Source organism: Vreelandella boliviensis LC1 (assembly GCF_000236035.1).
Taxonomy (GTDB): Bacteria; Pseudomonadota; Gammaproteobacteria; order Pseudomonadales; family Halomonadaceae; genus Vreelandella; species Vreelandella boliviensis.
Genome location: NZ_JH393257.1, coordinates 1190488 through 1212407, shown reverse-complemented (window position 1 = coordinate 1212407; position 21920 = coordinate 1190488). Strand labels below are relative to the sequence as shown.

Below are 21920 nucleotides of genomic sequence, written 5' to 3'. Positions count from 1 at the left end.
GAAAAAAGAAAAAAGCCATGTCATGGCGAGGAGCGTAGCGACGCGGCCATCTCCGTCCTGCGGTGGCAAGCAACCCCGAGATTGCCGCGCTGTGCTCGCAATGACACCTAAAAGCAACCCCCGAGATTGCGTCACTTCACTCGCGATGACACTAGGTCGCTACTCAGCTGGTTTCCTGAGTTTTGAGACGGCAAATTACCAATCAATAGATTGGCCATTCCAATCCCAAAAGGTACCACTATCATCAGGCGTTCGTTGAGCGATGACTGACAGCAACTGGTCTGCTACAAATGTGGGTGTGAATAACTTCTCGTAAGGAACCCTTGCTTGAAAGGGTTTGGAGAGTGGTGTGTCGGTGGTGCCTGGGTGCAGGCAAAGCACGGTGGACTGCTTATTAAGTCGCTTGAGTTCTATGGATGCTGTCTTAAGCAGCATGTTATGCGCTGCTTTGCTGGCACGATAGCTGTACCAACCTCCTAGCTGATTATCTTCGATTGAGCCAACACGAGCGGAAAGGCTGGCAATCACTGTCGGGTGTGTCCCTTTGAAAGAGTCTTGCAGTGCGGCTAGCAATAAGATCGGCGTAAAAGCATTAATATTCATTGTTTGGGCTAGATTTTCGACGCTAAGCTGATCGAGGCGCTTTTCAGGCAGCAGCTTTTGCGCCTCATCATGAAGAATGCCAATAGCATTGAAAAAGAAGTGAATGGGCCGGGCAGCTAGCTCTTTTTGAAGTGCCTTTCTATCTAGCTCTTGAGAGACATCAAGCATTAGGTGAGTAAGGCGGGGATCGTCAATTCGTGGTGGTTGGCGGCTAACTGCAATAATATGGCCAGCCTGCGAGGAAGAGAGTAACTGCTTAATAATGGCAGCGCCTATTCCCCCCGATGCGCCGATAACCAGCGCTGTATAATGATGAGGTAGTAAATTGAACATGATAAGCCTTTGAAATCCCACTAATGAGGGCTTTCATTGAAACGTCATGCGGAGAGCTTGTCGAGAGATTAGATATATTAGGCGGAAGCGTTGATTCTTCCCGGTTGGGCGCTATTACGACCATCCGGTTTATAAAGCGTTTTTTCTGCAATTTGACGGATATAATCCAGCATTGCTTGATTGTGCTTCATGCGTACGGACAACATCTGCCCCGTTAGCTCATTCATGCGCGAGGCGCGTTCACTCTTTTCTAGCAAGCTTTCCCAAGCTGTCTGGCAGCCTGCATCCTGAGCAGCCTCTCTGGCGCCGTTAGCGCCCTCGGCATAGCCAAGACGTTCTTGTACATTGCGACGCAGGGTCTCGATACGCTCTAGCTCTGCTAATAATGACTGTTTATCTAGTGCGACTTGAGATAGTGCATCACCATCAATGTCACCTTGCGTCAATAAATTTTGCTCGTTGGACAACAACGAAATGAGCGCATCAAGGCGCTGTTGTTGATTGGTAAGCAAGGATGCAAGGCTCATTTACAGGCTTCCCTTATAAATCTTTAAGATTAGCAATTAGGCCCTCGGCGATACGTTCCGCGTTCATTTCAAGGCGGCCCTCGCGAATGGCGTCGCGTATTTCTTCAACTTTTGCGCTATCGATATCTTGAGATTCATCAATGCTTGATTGGCTCAGCTGAGTAGATTCACGTGTTGTGCCACCCGGTGTAGCGGGTGTAACGCTGTTAGCTTTTTGCGTTTCGTCACGCTGCTGGGCCTGGTTAGAGCGTAACAGCGGATTAATGTTATCAATATTCACGTCGTCTGCCTCATCGTCAGCGTCGATGCGCTTTGCGTTTAGTATAGCTTGTATAAAGATAACTATCGGCAGTGCTGGGTATAACTTTAGGTTTCAAGCTAAAAATCCACCACCAAAATACCTCGCTCAGTGACGCGAGCAGTTAAAATTTCCCGTGAACCAAAACGGACTCTAACTTGCTCACCCAGAGAGCCATTTTCAAGCGCTTCGCCTTCGCGTGAAACGCGGAAAGCAGAACCCTGGGCTATGACAGTGACGCGCTGACCACGTTCAACTAAATGAGGCGCTTGTAAATAATGGGCTAAAAAGGCGCTGCCACTACGAATCGGGCGCTGAGCTATTTTACCCACGATATCTTCTTCAGCTGTTAGCGCTTGAGCTGACAGATCACCAAGGTTGCCACCGCGTTCATTGAGCATGTTTGACGTAATCAGTGTGCCCCGCTCAATGTCTCTTGCGGCCACCACGTAATTACCAATGACATCGATTTGGGCCTGCAAGTAGCGGACTTGTCGGCTGTCTTCACCGCAACGTACTCCAACGGAAACTCGGCCCAAGGGGGCTTGATTTGCATTGGGTAAAAAAGGCTCCGGCTGGACGCATTCCGGCAAATGTGGAGACGGTGGTCGTAGATCAATCACCACTTCTTCACCTAATGCTTGTGTCTCTTCGTACAGAAATTGGTGTACTTGTTGGAGAAGGTTGTCGTCATCAGCCTGAGCCTTGGCTAGAGCAGTGACGCCTAGGATTACTAAGAAGAGAATCACTTGCCAGTAGCGAAGCGTGCTTGGCTTAGTAAAGCGCTGTCGTAGCATGGGGGAGGCCACTTACTTGGGAGCGAAGGAAGGAGAGCAAAGAGAAATATTCATTGTTTATTCTAGCGAAAAGGCAGTAGCCGTATCACGCGAAATGCTGGCAGAAACGACAGCTGTTCCATGCTTTAGGCTGACAGCTACAGACGTATTCTTCATCATCTACAAAATCCATTTTATTTTTTGCCTCAAAGCGAGGGTCGGCATGATTGATCAACTGGAATCTGCCTTTAATTTTCATCAGCAAGCCGTAGGGTTACGTCAAGCGCGGCACGAGGTGTTAGCGGCTAATATCGCCAATGCCGATACGCCTAACTACAAGGCGCGTGACATCGATTTTGCGAGTGAGCTGAAAAAAGCAGTAGACGGTACTCAGAATGCATCTAGTAATACCGGCGGCGGGCTGGCTTTAGCGCGAACCGTTGGTAGCCATATTGCTGGAGAAGGCCCCGCATGGCGTGGAGCGGGCAACGCCGATTTACTTTACCGCATTCCCGACCAGCCTAGTTTGGATGGAAATACGGTTGATATGGATCGTGAGCGCACGCAGTTTGCTGATAACGCTGTTCGTTATCAAGTCGGACTCACGATGCTCAACAGCCGTATTCAAGGGCTGAAAAATGCCATGCAGCCCGAATAACCAGACCAAATTAGTGAGGAGTTAACCAACGATGTCGATGTTCTCTACGTTTGATATTGCCAGCTCGGCAATGAGTGCTCAGTCTCAGCGGATGAACGTTACCGCTAGCAATATGGCCAATGCCGATAGCGTGGCCGGCCCTGATGGTGAAACCTATCGAGCGAAACAGGTAATGTTTGAGACTCTGGCACAAGGCAACCGCTATGGCGTTGGCGGCGTGCGTGTTACCGAGGTGGTGGAAGACGATTCGCCTCTGCGCATGGAATATATGCCCAGCCATCCGGCAGCTGATGAAGAGGGCTATGTAGCAAAGCCCAACGTTGAGCCCGTGCATGAAATGGTCAATATGATTTCTGCTTCGCGCTCCTATCAAGCCAACATTGAAGTATTTAATACCAGTAAGCAGATGCTGATGCAGACGCTGTCGCTGGGTGAGGGGTAAGCCATGAATGTCGATACGAGTGTATTGAATAGCGTAAATGGCAGCGGTGCTAATGGTCTCTCTGCCCGCCAATCCGATGAGCTGCGTCAAAGCTTTATGACGCTGCTGATCACCCAGCTACAGAATCAAGATCCGCTTAAGCCGATGGAAAATTCGGAGATGACCTCGCAGTTAGCGCAAATTAACACGGTCAGCGGCATTGAAGAGCTGAATAGCACGCTAAAAGGTATCACCAGCCAAATGGATGCCAATCAGGCACTGCAGGCGAGCGGCCTAATTGGTAAAGGCGTCATGGTACCTGGCAAGGATGTTTTATTAGGACAGGACGACGACGGGAATTCTTACACCACACCCTTTGGCATAGAGTTGGCCAAACCGGCAGCGAACGTTAAAGCGACAATCGTCGGTGACGGTGGCCAAGTCGTTAGGCGTCTTGATCTGGAGTCGCTGGATGCGGGCGTCCACTCATTCGACTGGGGCGGTTTAAATGACCAGAAAGAAGCGGTTGCCAGCGGTCGGTATTCGGTTCAGTTAGAGGCAACCGATGCTCAAGGGGAAAAAATAGAATCTACGGCCTTACAGTACGCAGTGGTCAACCGGGTGACGCCTAATGATGGCAGTGGCAGCGTTCGGCTGGATCTAGGCGCTATTTACGGCCAGATCAGTCTGAATGACGTTAAACAAATTCTTTAACTATTAATTAACAACAGTATTTGATTAAACACAGCTTTCTTAGGGGAACATCATGAGTTTTTCACAAGCACTTAGTGGCTTAAACGCACAGCAACAAAAATTAGGCGCCGTTGGTAATAACATTGCCAACTCGCAAACGGTCGGTTTTAAAAGCTCAAACGTACAATTTGCCGATGTATATGCCGAGTCCCGCATAGGGCTGGGGGTTCGCACCTCAGCCGTACAGCAGAACTTTGGACAAGGCAATATTGAGTCCACGAACCGCAATTTAGACTTAGCCATTGCCGGAGAAGGCTTCTTCCGCTTTCAGCAACCCAATGGCGAAGTAGGCTATTCACGTAATGGACAGCTGACCATGACAGCTGATGGGCGTTTAGTGAATGCCCAGGGAGCCCAGATTATGGGTTACGCAGCTGATGCAAATGGTAATGTGCAGGCGGGCGGCCAGGTAGCAGGGCTAACAGTTGACTCTGATGCACTGCCTGCTCGAGCAACAACCGCTGTCAAAAATGTACTGAATTTGGATTCTCGTGAGCAAGTAGGCGAAGATCTCGACAGGGTTGAGGTTAATGGTGAAGAAATCGATTTCCACTTCTCGACGAATTTTACCGTCTATGACTCGTTAGGTAATCCATTTAATAATACGGTTTATTATGAAAAAGTTGGCAGCCCGGATGGCACTAATCAAAATGTCTGGGAGGCAAAAGTTGTCGCTGGAAATGAATACAATGAAGAGAACAATTTCTTAGTAGAGTTTAGTGAAAATGGTACGCTAGTATCAGTCCGTGAAATAAATGCTCAATACCTGACGGCGCAAGATAATCTTAATACTGCTCAATCAGATTTCAATGCTTCCCAAACTGCACTAAGTGGCCGAATTGGGCAGATTCGCGAGCAATTTGAAGCCGCTAAATCTTATTTAGACGATTTAATTTCTTCAGGTGATGTGGATGCAACCACTATTGAAATAATAGCTTTGCAAGCTGAAATTGATAATCTCGATGATGGGAATGGAAATGGTGTTTTAGTTGATGCAGAATCAGCTGTTTCTAATGGTGGGCAAATAAATAATGATTTGTTTACAGGCCTAAGTGCACTTTATGCAGAGAGTGCTAATGTAGCTGCAGCTGATGCTGATTTTGTTGATACAGATTTTAATGGTGATTTACCACTCCTGGATGATGAGGTGCAAAATGCCGCTGGTACGTTTGCAGATACGTATAATACTAACCGGACAAATTTAAATACAGCTGAAGTAGCGTTGGTAAATGAGTTCAATAATTTGCCAGCTCAAGACAGCCAGACTGAAATATCATTAAATATTAATAGCGGTGCGGCTTCACCTCTTGCATATAGCTATGACCTTGCTGGCACAACACAGTTTGGTAATGGTTCAACCGCCACTGACTCAGATCAAGATGGTTTTACTTCCGGTGCTTTGGTAGGAATCACTATCGAAGATGATGGTACCGTTATGCGTAACTACTCTAATGAGCAGTCGTTAGCTGCGGGTCAGATAGCACTGGTGAGCTTTCGTAACCCTGAAGGTCTAAAGCCTAATGGCGATAACCTGTGGACCGCTACCGCTGCTTCCGGCCAAGAATTGGTGGGGGCGGCGGGTACTGGTTTGCGCGGCTTAATTGAGGCGAGTGCAGTTGAAACCTCCAATGTCGATATGGCCCGTGAGCTCGTGGATATGATTGTTGCCCAGCGGGCGTATCAGGCTAACTCGCAAACCATCAGTACCCAGGACGAGCTCCTGCAGACCATTATTAACCTTTAATGATCGGTCATTTGAGTAAGGAGTAAGTACCGTGGATCGAATGCTCTATACCGCCATGAGTGGTGCCAAAAACAGTATGGACCAGCAGTCGGTGGTGAGTAACAACCTATCGAATGTGACCACCACTGGTTTTCGTGCCCAGCTGCAGGCCGCTCGTTCGGTGCCCGTACAGGGTGAAGCGTTACTGGCAACGCGTACTTCTGCGGTGACCACCACGCCTGGCAGCGACTTTTCTCAAGGGCCCGTTGAGTATACGGGCCGTACGCTTGATATCGCGATGCAAGACGATGCGTGGATGGCGGTGCAGGCTGATGACGGTACAGAAACCTATACGCGGCGGGGCGACCTGCAGATTGATGCTGATGGTGTTTTGCTGAGCGTTGGACGCCCGGTAATGGGTGAAGGCGGCCCTATTGCCGTTCCCCAAGGAGCACAAGTCTCCATTGGCGCTGACGGCACGATTAGCGCCATCCCCGAAGGCGTTGGTCCAGAAGCGCTGGTCGAGGTAGGCCGTATTAAGCTGGTGACACCTGAAGAGGGAGCGCTAACACGCGGTGAAGACGGCCTTTTTCGCGCGCCTCCGAATGAAGAAGGTGAGCCGGGAGCTCTGGCCGCTGACGAAAATGCCAAGCTTGTAAGCGGTGCACTTGAAGGTAGCAACGTGAGTGCTGTCGATGCCATGGTGTCGATGATTGACGTTGCACGCCGTTACGATATGCAGATGAAAGTAATCAGCACCGCTGACGAAAATGCTCAGCGCGCTAACGGGATTCTATCTATTCAAGGTTAATGTTGGCCATTTAACGCTGATGTTCGTCAGTCGGTCAAGGGAGCATAATTATGATTAAGTCGTTGTGGACAGCTAAAACAGGCTTGGAATCTCAGCAAACCAAGCTGGACGTGATTTCAAATAACCTGGCCAACGTGAGTACCAATGGTTTCAAACGCTCACGCCCCGTGTTTGAAGACCTGTTATACCAAAACATGCGTCAGCCAGGGGCCCAGAACAATATTCAGGATCGCCTGCCATCCGGTATGCAGGTAGGCACCGGGGTACGCGCCGTGGCTACTGAGCGCCTGCATACCCAAGGTGGGCTAGAGCAAACTGAAAACTCACGCGACCTTGCGATCAATGGCGAAGGTTTCTTTCAGGTGTTGATGCCAGACGGTACAACGGCTTATACCCGTGACGGTAGTTTCCAGTTAAACGAAAATGGCCAAATGGTGACCGCCAATGGTTACCCTGTTGAACCTGCCATCTTCTTACCGGCCAATGCGCTGTCGGTGAATGTGGGTGAAGATGGCACGGTGAGCGTTCGCCAGCCAGGTGTTGCGCTTGATAATGAGGTAGGACAAATCACCGTCAGTACCTTTATTAATCCAGCTGGTCTTCAGAGTATTGGTGGCAATCTTTACCTGGAAACGGGCGCTTCAGGTGCACCCAATGAAAACATGCCTGGTATGAATGGCGCAGGACGGTTGTTCCAAGGCTATGTGGAAACGTCTAACGTCAATGTGGTTGAAGAAATGGTCAATATGATTCAGACCCAGCGTGCCTATGAAATTAATAGTAAAGCGGTGTCCACCAGCGATGAAATGTTGGCACGGTTAAGCCAACTGTAACGGTTACTACTCATCGGGCTTATTTATAGGTTGCGTTATGCTGGAGTTGCACCACATGTCACGTCGTATTGCGCTAGCGGGGCTGGTGCTTTTAATGCTGGTTGTTGCCGGGTGCGCTCAGATTCCAAGAGCCTCTGTCGTAGGTGAGCAAGAGCAGATCAGTATTGTCGATCGTCCACCCCCGATCCCCAATGGTTCTATTTATCAGGCCAGACAAGGGTATCAACCGCTCTTTGAAGATCGCCGCCCGCGTTCGATTGGCGATATTTTGACCATCGTGTTGGATGAAGAAGTCAGTGCGAGCAAAAACTCGCAGTCCAATGCAGGGCGCAGTGGTAGCGCTAGCCTTAATCTTACACAGCTGCCCGATATCCTCGATACGCTTGCAGAATATGGTTTCGACGTTTCTGGGGAAAACGATTTTACGGGCAGTGGTGGGTCGCAGGCCAATAACTCCTTTACGGGTACCATCACGGTATCGGTATTAGAGGTAATGAATAACGGCAATTTACGCGTACGTGGCGAGAAGCAAATAGCCATCAATCAGGGGACGGAATTTATTCGTTTCTCCGGCGTCGTTAATCCGCGCACGATTACCGCCCAAAATACCGTGCCTTCCACTCAGGTGGCAGATGCTCGAATTGAGTACGTGGGTGACGGTTATATTAACGAAGCGCAGCACATGGGATGGCTACAACGTTTCTTCTTGAACGTCTCGCCATTCTAGCCCCTATCTGGAGCTATCAATGTTAAAGCGACCAATAACACTGTTACGACGGGCAATAGCGATGCGCTTAAGTGGTTATCGAACAATCAACACCTGGTTTATTCAGGTAGGTGTTTTGGTGCTGATGTGTTTATTGGCTTTTCCTGCCCATGCCGAGCGTATTCGTGAGTTGGCCGGGTTTGCCGGTGTCCGCGATAACCAGCTGGTGGGCTATGGCTTGGTCGTTGGCCTTGACAGTACTGGTGACCAAACAACCCAAGCACCTTTCACCAGCCAAAGCCTGACCAATATGCTATCCCAGCTTGGGGTGACTGTGCCTGCAGGAACGAACCTGCAACTGCGCAACGTAGCAGCAGTGATGGTGACGGCTGATCTGCCGCCGTTTTCAAGGCCGGGCCAGCGCTTGGATATAGTGGTTTCGTCGATAGCCAACGCACGTAGTTTGCGAGGCGGTACGCTGTTAATGACACCTTTAAAAGGTGCCGACGGGGATACCTATGCTATTGCCCAGGGCAATATGTTGGTAGGTGGCGCAGGTGCCCAAGCGGGAGGCAGCAGCGTGCAGATCAATCAGCAGGCTTCGGGGCGTATTCCCAATGGTGCCCTGGTTGAAAGGGAAGTGCCGCTCAACCTGGGCGGTAACGGCGGAATGCTTGAATTGCAACTGAACGATTCCGATTTTGGCACCGTTCAGCGTATGGTCACAGCTATTAATAACGAGTTTGGCCAGTCGGTTGCCTATGCGCGTAACGGACGAGTAATTGCCCTTGATGGTCCTATGGATGACAACGCGCGTGTCAACTTTATGGCGCGCGTTGAAAACGTTCGGGTGACGCCCACAGAGGCACCGGCGCGTGTTGTGCTGAATTCACGTACCGGCTCGGTAGTGATGAACAGTGCCGTCACATTGCGAGAGGCGGCGGTTGCCCACGGAAGTCTATCGATCATGATTGACACCCAGTTTGGTGTTAGCCAGCCTAATCCCTTTGGTGAGGGCGAGACGGTGGTGGTCCCCGACGCGGATATTGATATTGAGCAGCAAGAGGCTTACCTGCAAATCGTAGAGGGCGCGCAGCTCAACGAAGTGGTCAATGCATTGAATGCGTTAGGCGCTACACCTCAAGACTTGATGTCGATTCTGGAAGCGTTAAAAGCGTCGGGTTCACTGCGTGCTGAGCTGGAGGTTATTTAATGAGTGCGAGTGATATGACTAATCAGTTCGCCCTGGATATGAATGGCTTTCAGCGGCTGCAACATACCGCAAGAGTCAACCCCGAAGCTGGCGTGAATGGTGCAGCTCAGCAGTTTGAAGCGCTATTTATTCAGATGATGATGAAGAGTATGCGCGACGCGACGCCCAATTCAGGGCTGATGAACAGCAGTGCGACGGATACATATCAATCGATGCTGGATCAACAGTGGTCACAGGTGATGGCTTCGCGTGGAATGGGCCTTGCTGAGGTTTTGGTTGAGCAGTTGGAGCGCCAAGGTGCCATCTCAAAAGCACAACCAAATGCCGATCAAGAGTTACAAGCATTAATTGCCGGCATTCCCCGTGGCACCCCCCGTGTGCTTGACGATTCATTTGCGGCTAATGCTGACAGGATTGACACCACAAATACGCAGGGCAGCGGTCAATTCTTAGCCGAGCTAGAGGCCATTCGCCAAGGCGTGGAGAAGGGTAATACAGTAGATGAAACTGCACTAAACCAGCGTGAGCAGACGGCCTTAGGTCACGTAGATAAATTTATTCAAACGTTAGCGGCTCCAGCCCAAGCGGCTAGTAAGAACACCGGCGTTCCCGCAGAACTTATTTTAGCCCAGGCGGCGTTAGAAACAGGCTGGGGGCGGCACGAAATTGCGACTCGCAATGGCAACAATAGTCATAACCTGTTTGGTATCAAAGCAGGTAGCCGTTGGCAGGGCGAAACAACCGATATTGTGACTCACGAATATATCAACGGGCGACGAACGCAGGTGGTCGATACCTTCCGTGTCTACGACTCGTTTGAGCATGCCTTTACAGACTATGCCGGCTTAATCGGCAATAACCCCCGCTATGCCGGTGTAGTTCAGGCGCCCAATGCAGAGCAGGCAGCGCGTGCACTGCAGTCAGGCGGGTATGCCACTGACCCGCTCTACGCTGAAAAATTAGTCGCGGTGATGAATACCATGGGGCCACTTAACGCTGACGGCAATTTCTTAGCCGATTCGCGCTAGCCCTTTCCTCAAGTTTTTCTGCGCAGTGCCGATACTTAAAGAAGATATAGGTATTGGCCTAAGGAATTGAACCATGAGCATGTTTTCGATCGGCTTAAGCGGCCTCAATGCCGCGCAGAATGCCCTGAACACAAGCAGTAATAATATCAGTAATGTCTATACGCCTGGCTATAACCGAGAGTTGGCCCAGTTGGGTGAAGGCCGTGTCGGGGGTGGGGTTCGTGTCAATGATATAGAGCGCCAGTTCAATACGTATGTGGCTGACCAGTTAAATAGTGCCAAAACACAGTCAAGTGCTTTAAACACTTACTATAAGCAGGTATCGCAAATCGATAATCTGTTAGCCGATCGCAAGGCAGGTCTAGCTCCTCTGATGCAGGGATTCTTCTCATCGCTGGAAGATCTAGCGGCCTCGCCCTCTGATCCGGCGTCTCGCCAGGGTGTACTGGGTCAAGCCAATACGCTAAGTTCACAGTTCCGTTCTTTTGATGGCTACCTGCAAGAGATGCAGGGCAATATTAATGGCCAAATTAAAGATGAAATTACCCAGATTAATAACACCACCGAGCAGATCGCAGGGTTAAATAAACAGATTTCCCTGGCGCGTGCGCGTAGTGGCGAGGCGCCGAATAGCCTGCTAAATCAGCGTGATCATATGGTTTCCGAGCTTAATGAGCGTATGGATTTGCGCCTGAATATTCAGGATGGCAAAACCTACAACATTAGCCTGCCCAATGGTCAGCCGCTGGTGACGGGCACTGACTCGTTTCAACTCGAAGCGATGCAATCAGATTCTGATCCCCAGCGTACAGTGGTAGGTTATCGCGATGGGGGAGGAAATTTAGTTCAGTTAGGCGAATCGACGATTACGGGCGGGGCATTAGGTGGATTAATGACCTTCCGTTCGGAGACCCTGGATAAAACCCAGAATCAAATTGGCCAATTAGCTGTCTCGCTCTCGGTGGCCTTTAACGAGCAGCATAAGAAAGGCGTAGACCTTGATGGTGAGCAGGGCGGAGACTTTTTTACCGTACGCTCGCCTCAGACTTATAGCAATGAGAATAATGCTGGGACGGCCGTCATTGAGTCTGCGGCGTTTGATACTGAAACTATTGACCAGCTTCGCGCGACAGATTACACCGTGCGTTTTGAAGGTGGCACGCCTACGGTCACACGCAACGACAATGGCATGGCGTTAGGAAATGAAGCCGTTGAGTGGGATGCTGGCGCCGGAGAGCTCACTTTCGGTGGGGTAACGCTCAACTTCAGCGGCACTCCGAGTAATGGTGATCGTTTTGAAATTCAGCCTGTTCGTCGTGCCGGTAATGGTATGGATTTGAACATTGCTGATGTGGACAAGATAGCGGCGGGTGACGCAGGCTTTATTAATGTAGGAAATAATACGGGTAACTCGTTTGAGCGTGAGGGTGATTTAAACGTTAGCAATTTAGCTATATCTGCTGATGCTTTCGCCGATAACAGAAAGTATCAATTTGAGGTGGAGTCGGATGGTACGGGTACGGAGGGCACGCTGACAGTGAAGCCGGCGGCAACTATAACGGTTGGCGGTGCTGCCTTTGATGCGTCTAGCGACACGCTGTCTGTTGGAGATACTGTTGAGGTTGATGGTATCAGCTTTACGGTTGGTGCTCTCCCGGCTGCAGGCGAAACGTCGTCATTGACAGTTAACCAGACTATTTTTGCTACTGGCGATAACCGCAACGCTTTGGCGCTGCAAAACCTGCAGGCCGAGTCGAAAGTAGGTGGTAGCGCCACCTTTACCGGCGCCTATGCCTCAATGGTCAGCGATGTGGGTAATCGTACTAATATTACACAAGTGAACTTGGATGCCAGGCAGGGGCTTACGGATCAGCTGACCGCTGTGCAACAGTCCGAGTCTGGGGTTAATTTAGACGAGGAAGCCGCTAACTTAATCCGTTACCAACAGTACTATCAGGCCAATGCGCGTGTGATTGACACCGCAGGAACGCTGATGGATACCATCTTGAACCTGCGCGGTTAATTCGGGAGCTTAAGTTATGCGTATTAGTACCGTTACCATGTTCGAACAAAGCACGGCGTCTATGAACCGCCAGCAAAGCGATTTGATGAAAGTCAGTCAGCAGATCGCCAGTGGCCGACGCGTGGTTAACCCGTCAGACGATCCCCAGGCCGCTTCGCGGGCGGTTGGTGTGGATCAGGCAAAGGCGGTGACTGAACAGTTTTCAGATTCTCGTGTCTCTGCACGTAACTCGCTGTCGCAGACAGAAAGCATTATTAATAGCGTTAGTGATGCGATAACAAGTGCCAAAGGATTACTGATTCAGGCGTCCAGCGACACGCTGACTGACGAAAACCGTGAGTCCATCGCTAGCGAGCTCAAAGGCGTTTATGAAACGATGCTGGGCCAAGCTAATTCCACCGATGGCAACGGTCGCTATTTGTTCGGCGGTTATAACGATAGCAACCCTCCTTTCGTTAAGCAGGGCGACGGTGGAGTGGTATATCAGGGTGACAGCAATGTCCGCGAGCAGCGTGTCGACGCAACGCGTTTAATGCCGGTAGCCGATAATGGCGAGACTATCTTTAAAAGCGTACCTAGCGGTGCAGGCTATGTGGCTGAAGCAAAGAAAGAAGATGGAACTCTTAACCAGGGAAGCGTGACATTTCGTGGGCCGCAGATCAACAATGTTAACGACGCTGATTATGGTGATGACTTTCGTATTACTTTTACCAGTGATAGTGCATTCAACGTTGAAACGTTTGATGGAACCGATTGGAATCCAGTTAATGCTGCTCTCACTAACGTTCCTTACACGGGAAATCAGGATGATACCGCTCAGCAGGTGAGCTATGGCGGAGTTTCGATTAATCTCTCGGGAACGCCAGAGGTAGGCGATTCAGTTCTAGTCGCGCAAGCCGACGGCGAACAGCGCCAGCCGGATCTCTTCCGTACCATGGAAGAGGCTATTCGTGTATTAGAAAACCCTGCTGACGATGCCACTAAGAAAGCCGATCAGCGCAATACCCTGAATACGGCTATGCGCGACCTGGACAATAGCCTTGATAACGTCCTGACCGTGCGGGCCTCTGCCGGGGCTCGCTTGAATGAACTTGATGTTATCGATTCGGTAAGCAGTAACCGAATGCTAAATTATGATCAAACGCTTTCAGATTTAGTCGATCTGGATTACACAGAAGCTATTTCTGAGTATATTTTGCGACAAGTCGGTATGCAGGCGGCGCAAAAAGCGTTCGTGGATATTAAAGGCTTATCGTTATTTAACTATATGTAACGAACTTCTAGTTCTTACGCGTTTTAGAAAAATCCCCCATGCTTTTTATTAAGTATGGGGATTTTAGTTTAAAGGAGCCATTGTCTCGATTAGTCCCTGCATAAATCCTAGCCCCTGAGTAAATAAGCGCTGCAAAAAGCGATTAATGTCGGTCATCAAAACCATCATTAATATCAGGCCCACGATGAGAGAGGTAGGGAAGCCGATATTAAATACCGTGAGCTGCGGAGCCGAACGGTTCAGTATGCCCAGTGCCAGGTTTATGGTCAGCAGTGACCCCACCAGCGGTAACGCCAATAACATACCCGAGGCAAAAATTGTTCCCGCATACCGGGCGAGTAACTCAAAGGCACCTGGGTTAAACGTCCCAATACCAATGGGCAACGTTTGGAAGCTCATAATCAGGGTTTCCAGCACCATCAGGTGTCCATTCATCGCCAAAAACATGAGCAGGGTGATCATATAGAGAATACGTGATAGCACCATAATATTGGTGCCGCTTGATGTATCAAAAAAGCTCGCAAACGCCAGGCCCATTTGCAGGCCGATAAAATCCCCCGCGGCTTGAACGACCGCAAACATGATGTGCATGACGAGTCCCATTGCTAAGCCGATTAGGATCTGTTCGATCATAACCCCGACCCCAGCCCAAGACATGATGGCGATATCGGGCATGGCCGGTAAAATCGGCGCAATGACAATGGCAATTAGAGCAGCAAGGCCCACTTTAGCTTGGTTAGGAACGCTGGAGTGACCCCACAGAGGTGAGGCCGCCATGAAAGCAGTGATGCGCGCAAACGGCCATAAAAAAGCCACCAACCACCCCTGCAGTTGTGCGAAAGTGACTTCCACCATACGCTACATCACCATGCTAGGGATATTGGTAAAAAGACGGTGAGTAAAGTCGGTAATCAATCCAATCAGCCAGGGGCCAGCTAATACCAGAACTGTAAAAACGGCCAAAATTTTAGGAATAAACGTGAGCGTCATTTCGTTAATTTGCGTCGCGGCTTGAAACAAGCTGATGATAAGGCCGGTGAATAGCGCCGCAAGTAGCATGGGGCCAGCAAGGAGTAGCGTTACACGCATACCTTGATAAGCAATGCTCATCACCATTTCAGGGGTCATAGCTGTGATCCTCTGTGTCGTATATACGACGTGCCGTATAGAACGACGCGACCTACTTTAGTAATAAAACTATCTCTATGAAGCGCTATATCATGTAAAAGCTTTCGGCCATCGAGCCAATAATAAGCTGCCAGCCATCTACTAAAATGAAAAGCATTAGCTTAAAAGGTAACGAGATAGTAATCGGTGGCACCATCATCATACCCAGCGCCATCAAGGTACTGGCTACTACGAGGTCAATGATTAAAAACGGGATAAAAATAGTGAAGCCAATTTGAAACGCTGTTTTAAGCTCGCTAGTGACGTAAGAGGGCAATAATACTCGCATGGGTAACTCTTCCGGGCCTTGCATCGGCCCTATATCCGCCAAGCGAACGAACAGGGCCAGGTCGGGCTCGCGGGTTTGGGCAAGCATGAATTCGCGAAATGGTTGCTGGGCAAGTAACAAAAATTCTTCAAAATTAATCGTTTCATTAGTCAGAGGTACCCAGGCGTTGTCATACACCTGTGCTAATACTGGCGACATGATAAAAAAAGTTAAAAATAGCGCTACCCCCAAGAGTACTTGGTTGGGCGGCGTTGCCTGGGTGCCCATTGCCGTGCGCAATAGGCTGAGCACAATAATGATGCGAGTGAAACTCGTCATCATTAGCAGCATGGAAGGTAAAAACGCTAGCGAACTTAGAAAAAGCAGTGTTTGCAGCGAAAGCGACCACTGCTGTCCGCCGTCTTCTAACGGCTGCGAAATAATGCCAGGGATCTGCTGTGCATGCACTGGGCCTGCTATAAAGCACGCGACAACAATAACCAGACATAGCGAGATCGGCTTAGCCATTTTGCTCTTCAAAACGATGCGCTTAAAAGCACAGGGCCAAGAAAGGTGCATCCATTGCCTCATGGCGTCTGATGTGGATCGGTGGGCGCAGATGAATCGAGGCGGCGGCCTGCGGCTAGCGCTTTTGATAGGCGACGCGAAAAGCGTGAGGAAGGCGTAGCCGATGGAGTTGGTGGGCGCTCTTCTGGGGCCGGTCGCTCGTGCAGTTTGGTAATGCGACCACTCCCAACACCAACGACCAGCCAAGTATCTTCCACTTCTACAATCACAATACGCTCACGATTGCCCACAGCAGTACTACCCACAATACGAAGGTTGGCGCCATGGCGAGTGGTGTGGTTACTCCAGCGCTTTAAAAGTGCCGTGCAGATTAAAATGATCGCTATGACGAGTGCTAAGGCAGCGGCTGTCTTGCCTAAGACAGCCATGCCTATCAATGCCTCGCCACCGTTACCTAGTGCATCGAGCGAGCCGCTCTGCATAACACTCATCGGTTCAATTTATGAATACGTTCAGAAGGCGTGATGATTTCAGTAATACGAATACCGTACTTATCTTCGATCACGACAACTTCGCCTTGAGCAATCAAGTAGCCGTTAATCAAGATATCCATTGGCTCACCGGCGAGGCCTTCAAGCTCAATGACAGAGCCTTGCGCCAACTCCAGCAACTGCTTAATAGTAAGCTTCGTACGGCCGAGTTCCACGGTGAGTTTCACCGGGATATCCATGATCATCTCTAGCTCACGAGCCTGCGAAGAGCCGCTGTCAGGGCTTAACGGGCGGAAAACATCCTCACTGGCAGCTTTAGCGGCAGGTGCCTTGCGTTCTGGCTCCGAGGCCTGTTGTTCACTTTCTTCGACGGCCTCTTGCTCAGCCATAGCAGATGCCCAGGGATCTTCCTCTTCGCTAGCGGTGTCATCAGCACCTGAAGAAGCCTCTTCTTGCTCAGCCATAGCAGCTGCCCAGGGATCTTCATCTTCGCTAGCGGCATCGGCACTTGAAGACGTTTCTTCCTGCTCAGACATGGCATCCGCTGAATCATCGTCAGAGACGTTATGATCAGGCTTATTGGGATCAGTCATGCTTTGGATTCCTTGGCTTTCTGTCGCGTAGACCCTTTAGTAAAGTCCTTGGACGATGCGTTATTCATAGCGGCATGGTCAATCATATGTAAAACACGCAGTGCATGCTGTTGACGCTGACTACCGTATTCACACTCCATCACGGGAACCCCGTCAACGCTTGCTGTGATAGAGTTCGGTATGTCTAACGGTAGCACGTCGCCCTTTTTCAACCCCATTACATGGGCGATACGGCTAGGGATTTGAGCAAATTCAGCAACCAACTCTACTTCTGACTGACGTAGCTCACTCGCCATGCGTCGTGACCAACTGCCGTCTTGGTCGTGGTTACTATCATTGATCGGGTTGGCCAGTAAATCACGCAACGGCTCGATCAGGGCATAAGGCATACATATCTGAAAATTGCTTGAAAGGTTGCCGACTTCAATATTGAACTTGGTATTCACCACAATTTCATTGGGAGAGTTGGTGATGTTGGCAAACTTTGACTGTACTTCTGAGCGTAAAAAACTCACTTCGAGCGGATAAACGACTTTCCAGCCTTCTTGATAAGCGTCAATAGCGAGATTAAGCAACCGCTGGATAATGCGCTGTTCAGTATTAGTGAATTCTCGACCGTCCGATTTAGTGACAAAGCGACCGTCACCACCGAAAAGATTATCGACCACCATAAAGACAAGATTGGGTGGAAAAACCACCAGAGCTGAACCACGCAGCGGCTTCATCGACACTATGTTCAGGTTTGTCGGCACGGGAACATTACGTGAGAACTCGCTAAAGCTTTGGTAGCGAACGGACTCTACGGTAATGTCTGCGCTTCGCCGTAATAGGTTGAACAGGCCAGTACGGAAATAGCGCGCAAAGCGCTCGTTGATAAAATCTAGCGCATGCAAACGCTCACGAATGACGCGATGCTGGGTCGACGGGTCGTAAGGGCGAATCTTCGCTTCATCTTTCGCTTGGGAAGATGAAGCCGATGGCTCATCATCCCCACTAACGCCCTTCAGTAGGGCATCGATTTCTTCCTGGGACAGTAGATCGTCCTGTGACATGAACGGCTCCAGTTCCCGAGGTTATTGCACGATAAATTCGGTGAATAAAACTTCACGCAAATCAAGCGGCGGCTGATTTTCCGTCAGCGGGACGTTGAGTCGATCAACAATCGCTTGTGCAAGCTGCTGCTTACCTTCAGAGGAGGTAAGCTCATCAGCCTGCTTGCCGGACAGTAGCATCAGCAAGCGGCTACGCACTTGGGGCATGTGTTCTTCTAGAATCGCTTTACTTCCCTCATTACCCACACGCAGAGTCACGCCTGTATAGAGTAAGCGTGAGCCATAGCTGTCATCGGCAAGGTTGACGGTAAAGGGTTCAATACGCATGAAAATAGGCGACTCGAGTTCCATTGCCTGCTGCATCTCTGCGTCTTCCGAACCGTCATTACGCTGATCGACTACCATATATATAGCCACTGCTGCGCCTGCTGACGACAGCAAGACCAGGATAATCATTATCCAGAGTAGTTTTTTTGACCCACCGCTTTGTTCTGCCATTTGCGATTCCTGTGAACTCCATGCGTATCACTAGCAACGTATTATGCCTAACGCGCATGCTGGTGATGAAATGAACAGGCTCATTTGGCAAGCCTATCTTTTGGTTTAGCTATTTAATGTGCGTATTTATTTGCGCAGTACCAGAGTAAATATACAAATTCAGGCACCTCCGCTTAAGCATAAAGGTCTACGCGTCCATCCAGTATCAATGGGCTGCTTCCAGCACTTTGTGTTGCTTCATCCAAACCAATATCGCCGCCGTCACCGCCCGCTTCAGTGCCTTGTTGACCGCTTGATTGGGCAAAGCCCTGAGCGTTGGGGTCACGCTGTTCGCCAACCGATGTCTCACCTAGCGATATGCCTTGCTCAGCCAGCGCTTCCCTTAGCTGGGGAATCGCTTGTTCGAGCACTTGCCGCACCTGTGCATGGGCTGACAAAAAGTGTGCTTGAGCTCCCTGCTCACCAAATTTTAGTGAGATGGAAAGTGGCCCTAGCTCTGCCGGGTTTAACTGCATTTGGACATGCTGTTCGCCCCCGCGCTGTGAAATTTGCACCAACTGCTGGCTTAGCTGTTGTGGCCAAGCTGGGTTTGTTACAGGCGTTGTTAAAGTGGCAGCTGTTGGATTGACCGCGGGAGTAAACCCTTGTGCTGATGGTGATGAGGGTGGCGGACCACTGGAGCTTAAAGAGAATCCGGAGAGTAAGTGCTCACTTGCTGGAGCTCCTTTAGGCGCGCCCTCTACGGTCATTAGAGCACCCATGAGCGCCTCGCTACTGATTTGAGAGACTGCACTACCAGTGTTTATTTGAGCAAATAAAGTATCAGACTGTGGTCTTGGGGCTGCCTGGAGCTCGACGACAGGCGAGCGGGCATTGGCTAATTGAGCCGCCTCAGCAGGTAGTGGGTTAGTGCTCTGTTGCTGGCCCACCAGCACATTTAGTGCGGAGACGAGCTGCGCAGCTTCCGTTTGATTAATATTTAGCTGTTTGGCAACCGCCTCCAGCACCGCCGGAGCTATTGAAGACTCTAACTCCGCCTCAGGGCTGCTTTCAGAAAAGGAGGCCATAAGTGCAAGGCGGCCAGCAATTTCGTCAAGGGACGTTGATGCCTCTCCACTATTAAGCCTTAGTGTGTCCACGCTGATGGCTGAGTTCGGCTGTTGAAGCTGAGCCAAAAGTGCGGATAAGTCGCTCTCACTGACATCAAGGCCCAGGGTTTCAAGAAGTGCGCTCAAATTCTCAACGTCGGCTTCTAATGCGTCTGATAAAAGCGTGGCGAGAGTATCGAGCTGCGTTTGCTGAAGTGGGGCCTGATGGGCGCTAGTTTCACTAGGCATAGGTGCTGATAAACGGTGGGTATCAGACGCATGTAGCAGCGTCTGATGAAATAAACCGTTGGCTGAGTCTTGTCGGCTAAAAGCGCCTTGAGACTGCGTCTGAGGCGAACCTTGGCTGACTGAAAGCAACTGGTGAATATTCATGTTCAGTTCCCTGGCACCGCTAATGCGGAGTGTCGTTATGCTGACGAGCCACGCGGCTAGTCACCAGATCATCGTTTGTTTTTTGTTCCTGACGCTCACTGCGGCGGTGCTCTTCTAACAGACGACGAGACGCCAGTGTATCGTAGGAAGAGAGCTTTCGCTGCTCTTGTTGCCAGTTCTTTTTGCTCTGTTCGACGCTTGCCTGTTGAGAGGCTAACGCTTGGCGAGCGCGGCTTAAGGCAGCGTCCAAAGAGGCCAGGAACTGTTGATAATTGTACATGGTGGCGGGGTCAATGCCGTCACTCATCGCTTTTTGCAAACGCTCGGCGTATTCCGCCCGATAGCTCAACAGTGACTGTAACTGAGCGGTCGTTTGCTGCTCTGTTTGTCGCTCTTGAGCCAGTGTCTTGCCGGCTTGATCGCGGGCGCCTCTGGCTAAGTCAGTCAACATTTCAAGCTGTGAATTGCTCATGCGCGTCCTCCTACTAGGGCGTGCAGCGCTTGGCCTGCATCCGCGAGCGTTGCACACTCATCAATATTCTGTTGCAGGAAGTTTTCTAACGATGGAAAGCGTTTCACTGCCTCATCAAGCTGTGGATCATGACCAGGGCTATAGGCCCCTACACTGATAAGATCCCGGTTACGCTGGTAGCGCGAGAACAGTTGCTTGAAGACCCGCGCTTCCTGGAGCTGCTCGGATGAGGCAATTGATGTCATCGCACGGCTAATCGAGGCTTCAATATCGATTGCCGGATAATGACCGGCTTCCGCTAATGTTCTCGACAGCACAATGTGCCCGTCTAGAATGGCGCGAGCAGAATCGGCAATAGGGTCCTGTTGGTCATCGCCCTCTGTTAGAACGGTATAAAATGCCGTAATGGAACCACCGCCACGCTCAGCGTTACCTGCACGCTCCACTAACCCAGGCAGTTTGGCAAACACCGACGGCGGATAACCTTTAGTAGCGGGTGGCTCACCAATGGCCAGGGCAATTTCCCGCTGTGCCATGGCATAACGCGTCAGTGAGTCCATAATCAGCAGGACATCACGACCTTCGTCACGAAAGCCTTCTGCCAAGCGTGTCGCATAAGCAGCACCCTGTAGGCGCTGTAACGGTGAGGTGTCGGCGGGAGCAGCGACCACAACAGCGCGCCGGCGCCCCTCAGGGCCTAAAATATTATCGATAAAGTCCTGTACTTCACGGCCCCGCTCACCAATCAGGCCAACCACAATCACATCGGCCTTGGTGTAACGCGCCATCATGCCTAGCAGCACTGATTTACCTACCCCGGAGCCTGCAAAAAGCCCCATTCGCTGACCTCGCCCTACGCAGAGTAGTGCATTAATAGCGCGAATTCCGACGTCGATTTGCGCATCGATCGGCGCGCGAGAAAGCGGATTGAGAGGTGGTGAACTGAGTGTTGCCCGGGGTATCTCTTCGACGCTCTCACGATCATCAAGCGGATTGCCGTTGCCATCTAGAACACGGCCCAACAGGCTTTCGCCCATTGGAAAGCGGCGTGCGCTGTTGTTGCCGCTCTCATCCAGAGGTGCGACACGAGCGCCAGGCATCAGCCCAATCACCTCTTCCAAGGGCATCAGAAATAGTTTGTCGCCAGAAAAGCCGACGACCTCTGCTTCAGCATGTCTATCGCTGTCAGATAAGCGGCCGTCGCTGCCTGGCAATTCAATCCGGCAGGCGCTACCCACGGCTACACGAAGACCAACCACCTCAATCACCATACCCGTTGCGCGAATAACTCGGCCGCTATTGCGGTAGCGAGGCAGATGGCTGACACGCTGCTGCGTGCGTCGCAACGCCTTATTCCAACGATGTTGATGGGGACAGGTGGTATCTGCCAT

Annotated in this window: 25 protein-coding genes; 11 read left to right on the top strand and 14 right to left on the bottom strand. The window is 50.6% G+C overall.

Translation table 11 applies throughout. The features are described from left to right. Positions 1 to 195 precede the first annotated feature (195 nt). The 4 genes from KUC_RS05380 to flgA all read right to left on the bottom strand — a co-directional run bounded on the left by KUC_RS05380 (position 196) and on the right by flgA (position 2558). Positions 196 to 936 carry an SDR family NAD(P)-dependent oxidoreductase gene (locus KUC_RS05380; protein WP_007112114.1) on the bottom strand — a complete coding sequence of 247 codons (741 nt, stop codon included), beginning with the start codon at positions 934 to 936 and terminating at the stop codon, positions 196 to 198. Between the two features lie 77 nt (positions 937 to 1013). After that, positions 1014 to 1463, bottom strand: a complete 450-nt coding sequence (locus KUC_RS05375; protein WP_007112113.1) for a flagella synthesis protein FlgN — start codon at positions 1461 to 1463, stop codon at positions 1014 to 1016. A 13-nt stretch (positions 1464 to 1476) separates the two neighbouring features. Next, a complete protein-coding gene (gene flgM, locus KUC_RS05370) occupies positions 1477 to 1743 on the bottom strand; it encodes a flagellar biosynthesis anti-sigma factor FlgM (protein ID WP_007112112.1) in 267 nt (88 codons plus the stop codon). Positions 1744 to 1841: 98 nt separating this feature from the next. Then, complete coding sequence (flgA, locus tag KUC_RS05365) at positions 1842 to 2558, bottom strand: flagellar basal body P-ring formation chaperone FlgA (RefSeq protein WP_007112111.1); 717 nt, start codon at positions 2556 to 2558, stop codon at positions 1842 to 1844. 202 nt (positions 2559 to 2760) lie between these two features. On the opposite strand from flgA, the gene flgB reads away from it, so the two are divergent. From flgB to flgL, 11 genes are all read left to right on the top strand, one after another. Continuing rightward, positions 2761 to 3195, top strand: a complete 435-nt coding sequence (flgB, locus tag KUC_RS05360) for a flagellar basal body rod protein FlgB (protein ID WP_007112109.1) — start codon at positions 2761 to 2763, stop codon at positions 3193 to 3195. Positions 3196 to 3226: 31 nt separating this feature from the next. Further along, on the top strand, positions 3227 to 3637 hold the full coding sequence (gene flgC / locus KUC_RS05355; RefSeq protein WP_007112108.1) for a flagellar basal body rod protein FlgC: 411 nt from the start codon (positions 3227 to 3229) through the stop codon (positions 3635 to 3637). 3 nt (positions 3638 to 3640) lie between these two features. Beyond that, positions 3641 to 4330, top strand: a complete 690-nt coding sequence (locus tag KUC_RS05350) for a flagellar hook assembly protein FlgD (RefSeq protein WP_007112107.1) — start codon at positions 3641 to 3643, stop codon at positions 4328 to 4330. Positions 4331 to 4382: 52 nt separating this feature from the next. Further along, positions 4383 to 6113, top strand: a complete 1731-nt coding sequence (locus KUC_RS19260) for a flagellar hook protein FlgE (protein WP_007112106.1) — start codon at positions 4383 to 4385, stop codon at positions 6111 to 6113. 31 nt (positions 6114 to 6144) lie between these two features. Further along, complete coding sequence (flgF, locus tag KUC_RS05340) at positions 6145 to 6903, top strand: flagellar basal-body rod protein FlgF (protein WP_040479590.1); 759 nt, start codon at positions 6145 to 6147, stop codon at positions 6901 to 6903. Positions 6904 to 6953: 50 nt separating this feature from the next. After that, the gene (gene flgG / locus KUC_RS05335) at positions 6954 to 7736 is read left to right on the top strand and encodes a flagellar basal-body rod protein FlgG (protein WP_007112104.1); all 783 of its coding nucleotides are present in this window, start codon (positions 6954 to 6956) and stop codon (positions 7734 to 7736) included. Positions 7737 to 7773: 37 nt separating this feature from the next. After that, positions 7774 to 8463: a flagellar basal body L-ring protein FlgH gene (locus KUC_RS05330; RefSeq protein WP_007112103.1), complete on the top strand. Its 690-nt coding sequence runs from the start codon at positions 7774 to 7776 to the stop codon at positions 8461 to 8463. Positions 8464 to 8587: 124 nt separating this feature from the next. Next, on the top strand, positions 8588 to 9655 hold the full coding sequence (locus KUC_RS05325; RefSeq protein ID WP_371827732.1) for a flagellar basal body P-ring protein FlgI: 1068 nt from the start codon (positions 8588 to 8590) through the stop codon (positions 9653 to 9655). Continuing rightward, positions 9655 to 10683: a flagellar assembly peptidoglycan hydrolase FlgJ gene (flgJ, locus tag KUC_RS05320; protein ID WP_007112101.1), complete on the top strand. Its 1029-nt coding sequence runs from the start codon at positions 9655 to 9657 to the stop codon at positions 10681 to 10683. The genes KUC_RS05325 and flgJ overlap by 1 nt, the downstream gene beginning before the upstream one ends. 73 nt (positions 10684 to 10756) lie before the next feature. Continuing rightward, positions 10757 to 12706 (top strand): flagellar hook-associated protein FlgK, encoded by a 1950-nt coding sequence (gene flgK / locus KUC_RS05315; protein ID WP_007112100.1) that lies wholly within the window; start codon positions 10757 to 10759, stop codon positions 12704 to 12706. A gap of 16 nt (positions 12707 to 12722) precedes the next feature. Continuing rightward, positions 12723 to 13979, top strand: a complete 1257-nt coding sequence (flgL, locus tag KUC_RS05310) for a flagellar hook-associated protein FlgL (RefSeq protein ID WP_007112099.1) — start codon at positions 12723 to 12725, stop codon at positions 13977 to 13979. Between the two features lie 63 nt (positions 13980 to 14042). Here flgL and fliR read toward each other — a convergent pair whose 3' ends face one another. The 10 genes from fliR to fliI all read right to left on the bottom strand — a co-directional run bounded on the left by fliR (position 14043) and on the right by fliI (position 21920). Continuing rightward, positions 14043 to 14834, bottom strand: coding sequence for a flagellar biosynthetic protein FliR (gene fliR, locus KUC_RS05305; RefSeq protein ID WP_007112098.1), 792 nt, complete (start codon positions 14832 to 14834; stop codon positions 14043 to 14045). Between the two features lie 3 nt (positions 14835 to 14837). Then, complete coding sequence (gene fliQ, locus KUC_RS05300) at positions 14838 to 15107, bottom strand: flagellar biosynthesis protein FliQ (protein WP_007112097.1); 270 nt, start codon at positions 15105 to 15107, stop codon at positions 14838 to 14840. Positions 15108 to 15192: 85 nt separating this feature from the next. Next, positions 15193 to 15942: a flagellar type III secretion system pore protein FliP gene (gene fliP / locus KUC_RS05295; protein ID WP_167537987.1), complete on the bottom strand. Its 750-nt coding sequence runs from the start codon at positions 15940 to 15942 to the stop codon at positions 15193 to 15195. 59 nt (positions 15943 to 16001) lie between these two features. Continuing rightward, on the bottom strand, positions 16002 to 16433 hold the full coding sequence (fliO, locus tag KUC_RS05290; protein ID WP_007112095.1) for a flagellar biosynthetic protein FliO: 432 nt from the start codon (positions 16431 to 16433) through the stop codon (positions 16002 to 16004). Continuing rightward, positions 16430 to 17026 (bottom strand): flagellar motor switch protein FliN, encoded by a 597-nt coding sequence (gene fliN, locus KUC_RS05285; RefSeq protein ID WP_007112094.1) that lies wholly within the window; start codon positions 17024 to 17026, stop codon positions 16430 to 16432. Before fliN ends, fliO begins: the two co-directional genes overlap by 4 nt. Further along, entirely contained in the window at positions 17023 to 18078 is a 1056-nt protein-coding gene (gene fliM / locus KUC_RS05280; protein WP_007112093.1) for a flagellar motor switch protein FliM, read from the bottom strand. Before fliM ends, fliN begins: the two co-directional genes overlap by 4 nt. A gap of 21 nt (positions 18079 to 18099) precedes the next feature. Then, entirely contained in the window at positions 18100 to 18576 is a 477-nt protein-coding gene (fliL, locus tag KUC_RS05275; protein WP_007112092.1) for a flagellar basal body-associated protein FliL, read from the bottom strand. A gap of 173 nt (positions 18577 to 18749) precedes the next feature. Beyond that, positions 18750 to 20057, bottom strand: coding sequence for a flagellar hook-length control protein FliK (locus KUC_RS19050; protein ID WP_007112091.1), 1308 nt, complete (start codon positions 20055 to 20057; stop codon positions 18750 to 18752). A 19-nt stretch (positions 20058 to 20076) separates the two neighbouring features. Beyond that, positions 20077 to 20529 (bottom strand): flagellar export protein FliJ, encoded by a 453-nt coding sequence (gene fliJ, locus KUC_RS05265; RefSeq protein ID WP_007112090.1) that lies wholly within the window; start codon positions 20527 to 20529, stop codon positions 20077 to 20079. Continuing rightward, positions 20526 to 21920, bottom strand: coding sequence for a flagellar protein export ATPase FliI (fliI, locus tag KUC_RS05260; RefSeq protein WP_007112089.1), 1395 nt, complete (start codon positions 21918 to 21920; stop codon positions 20526 to 20528). Before fliI ends, fliJ begins: the two co-directional genes overlap by 4 nt.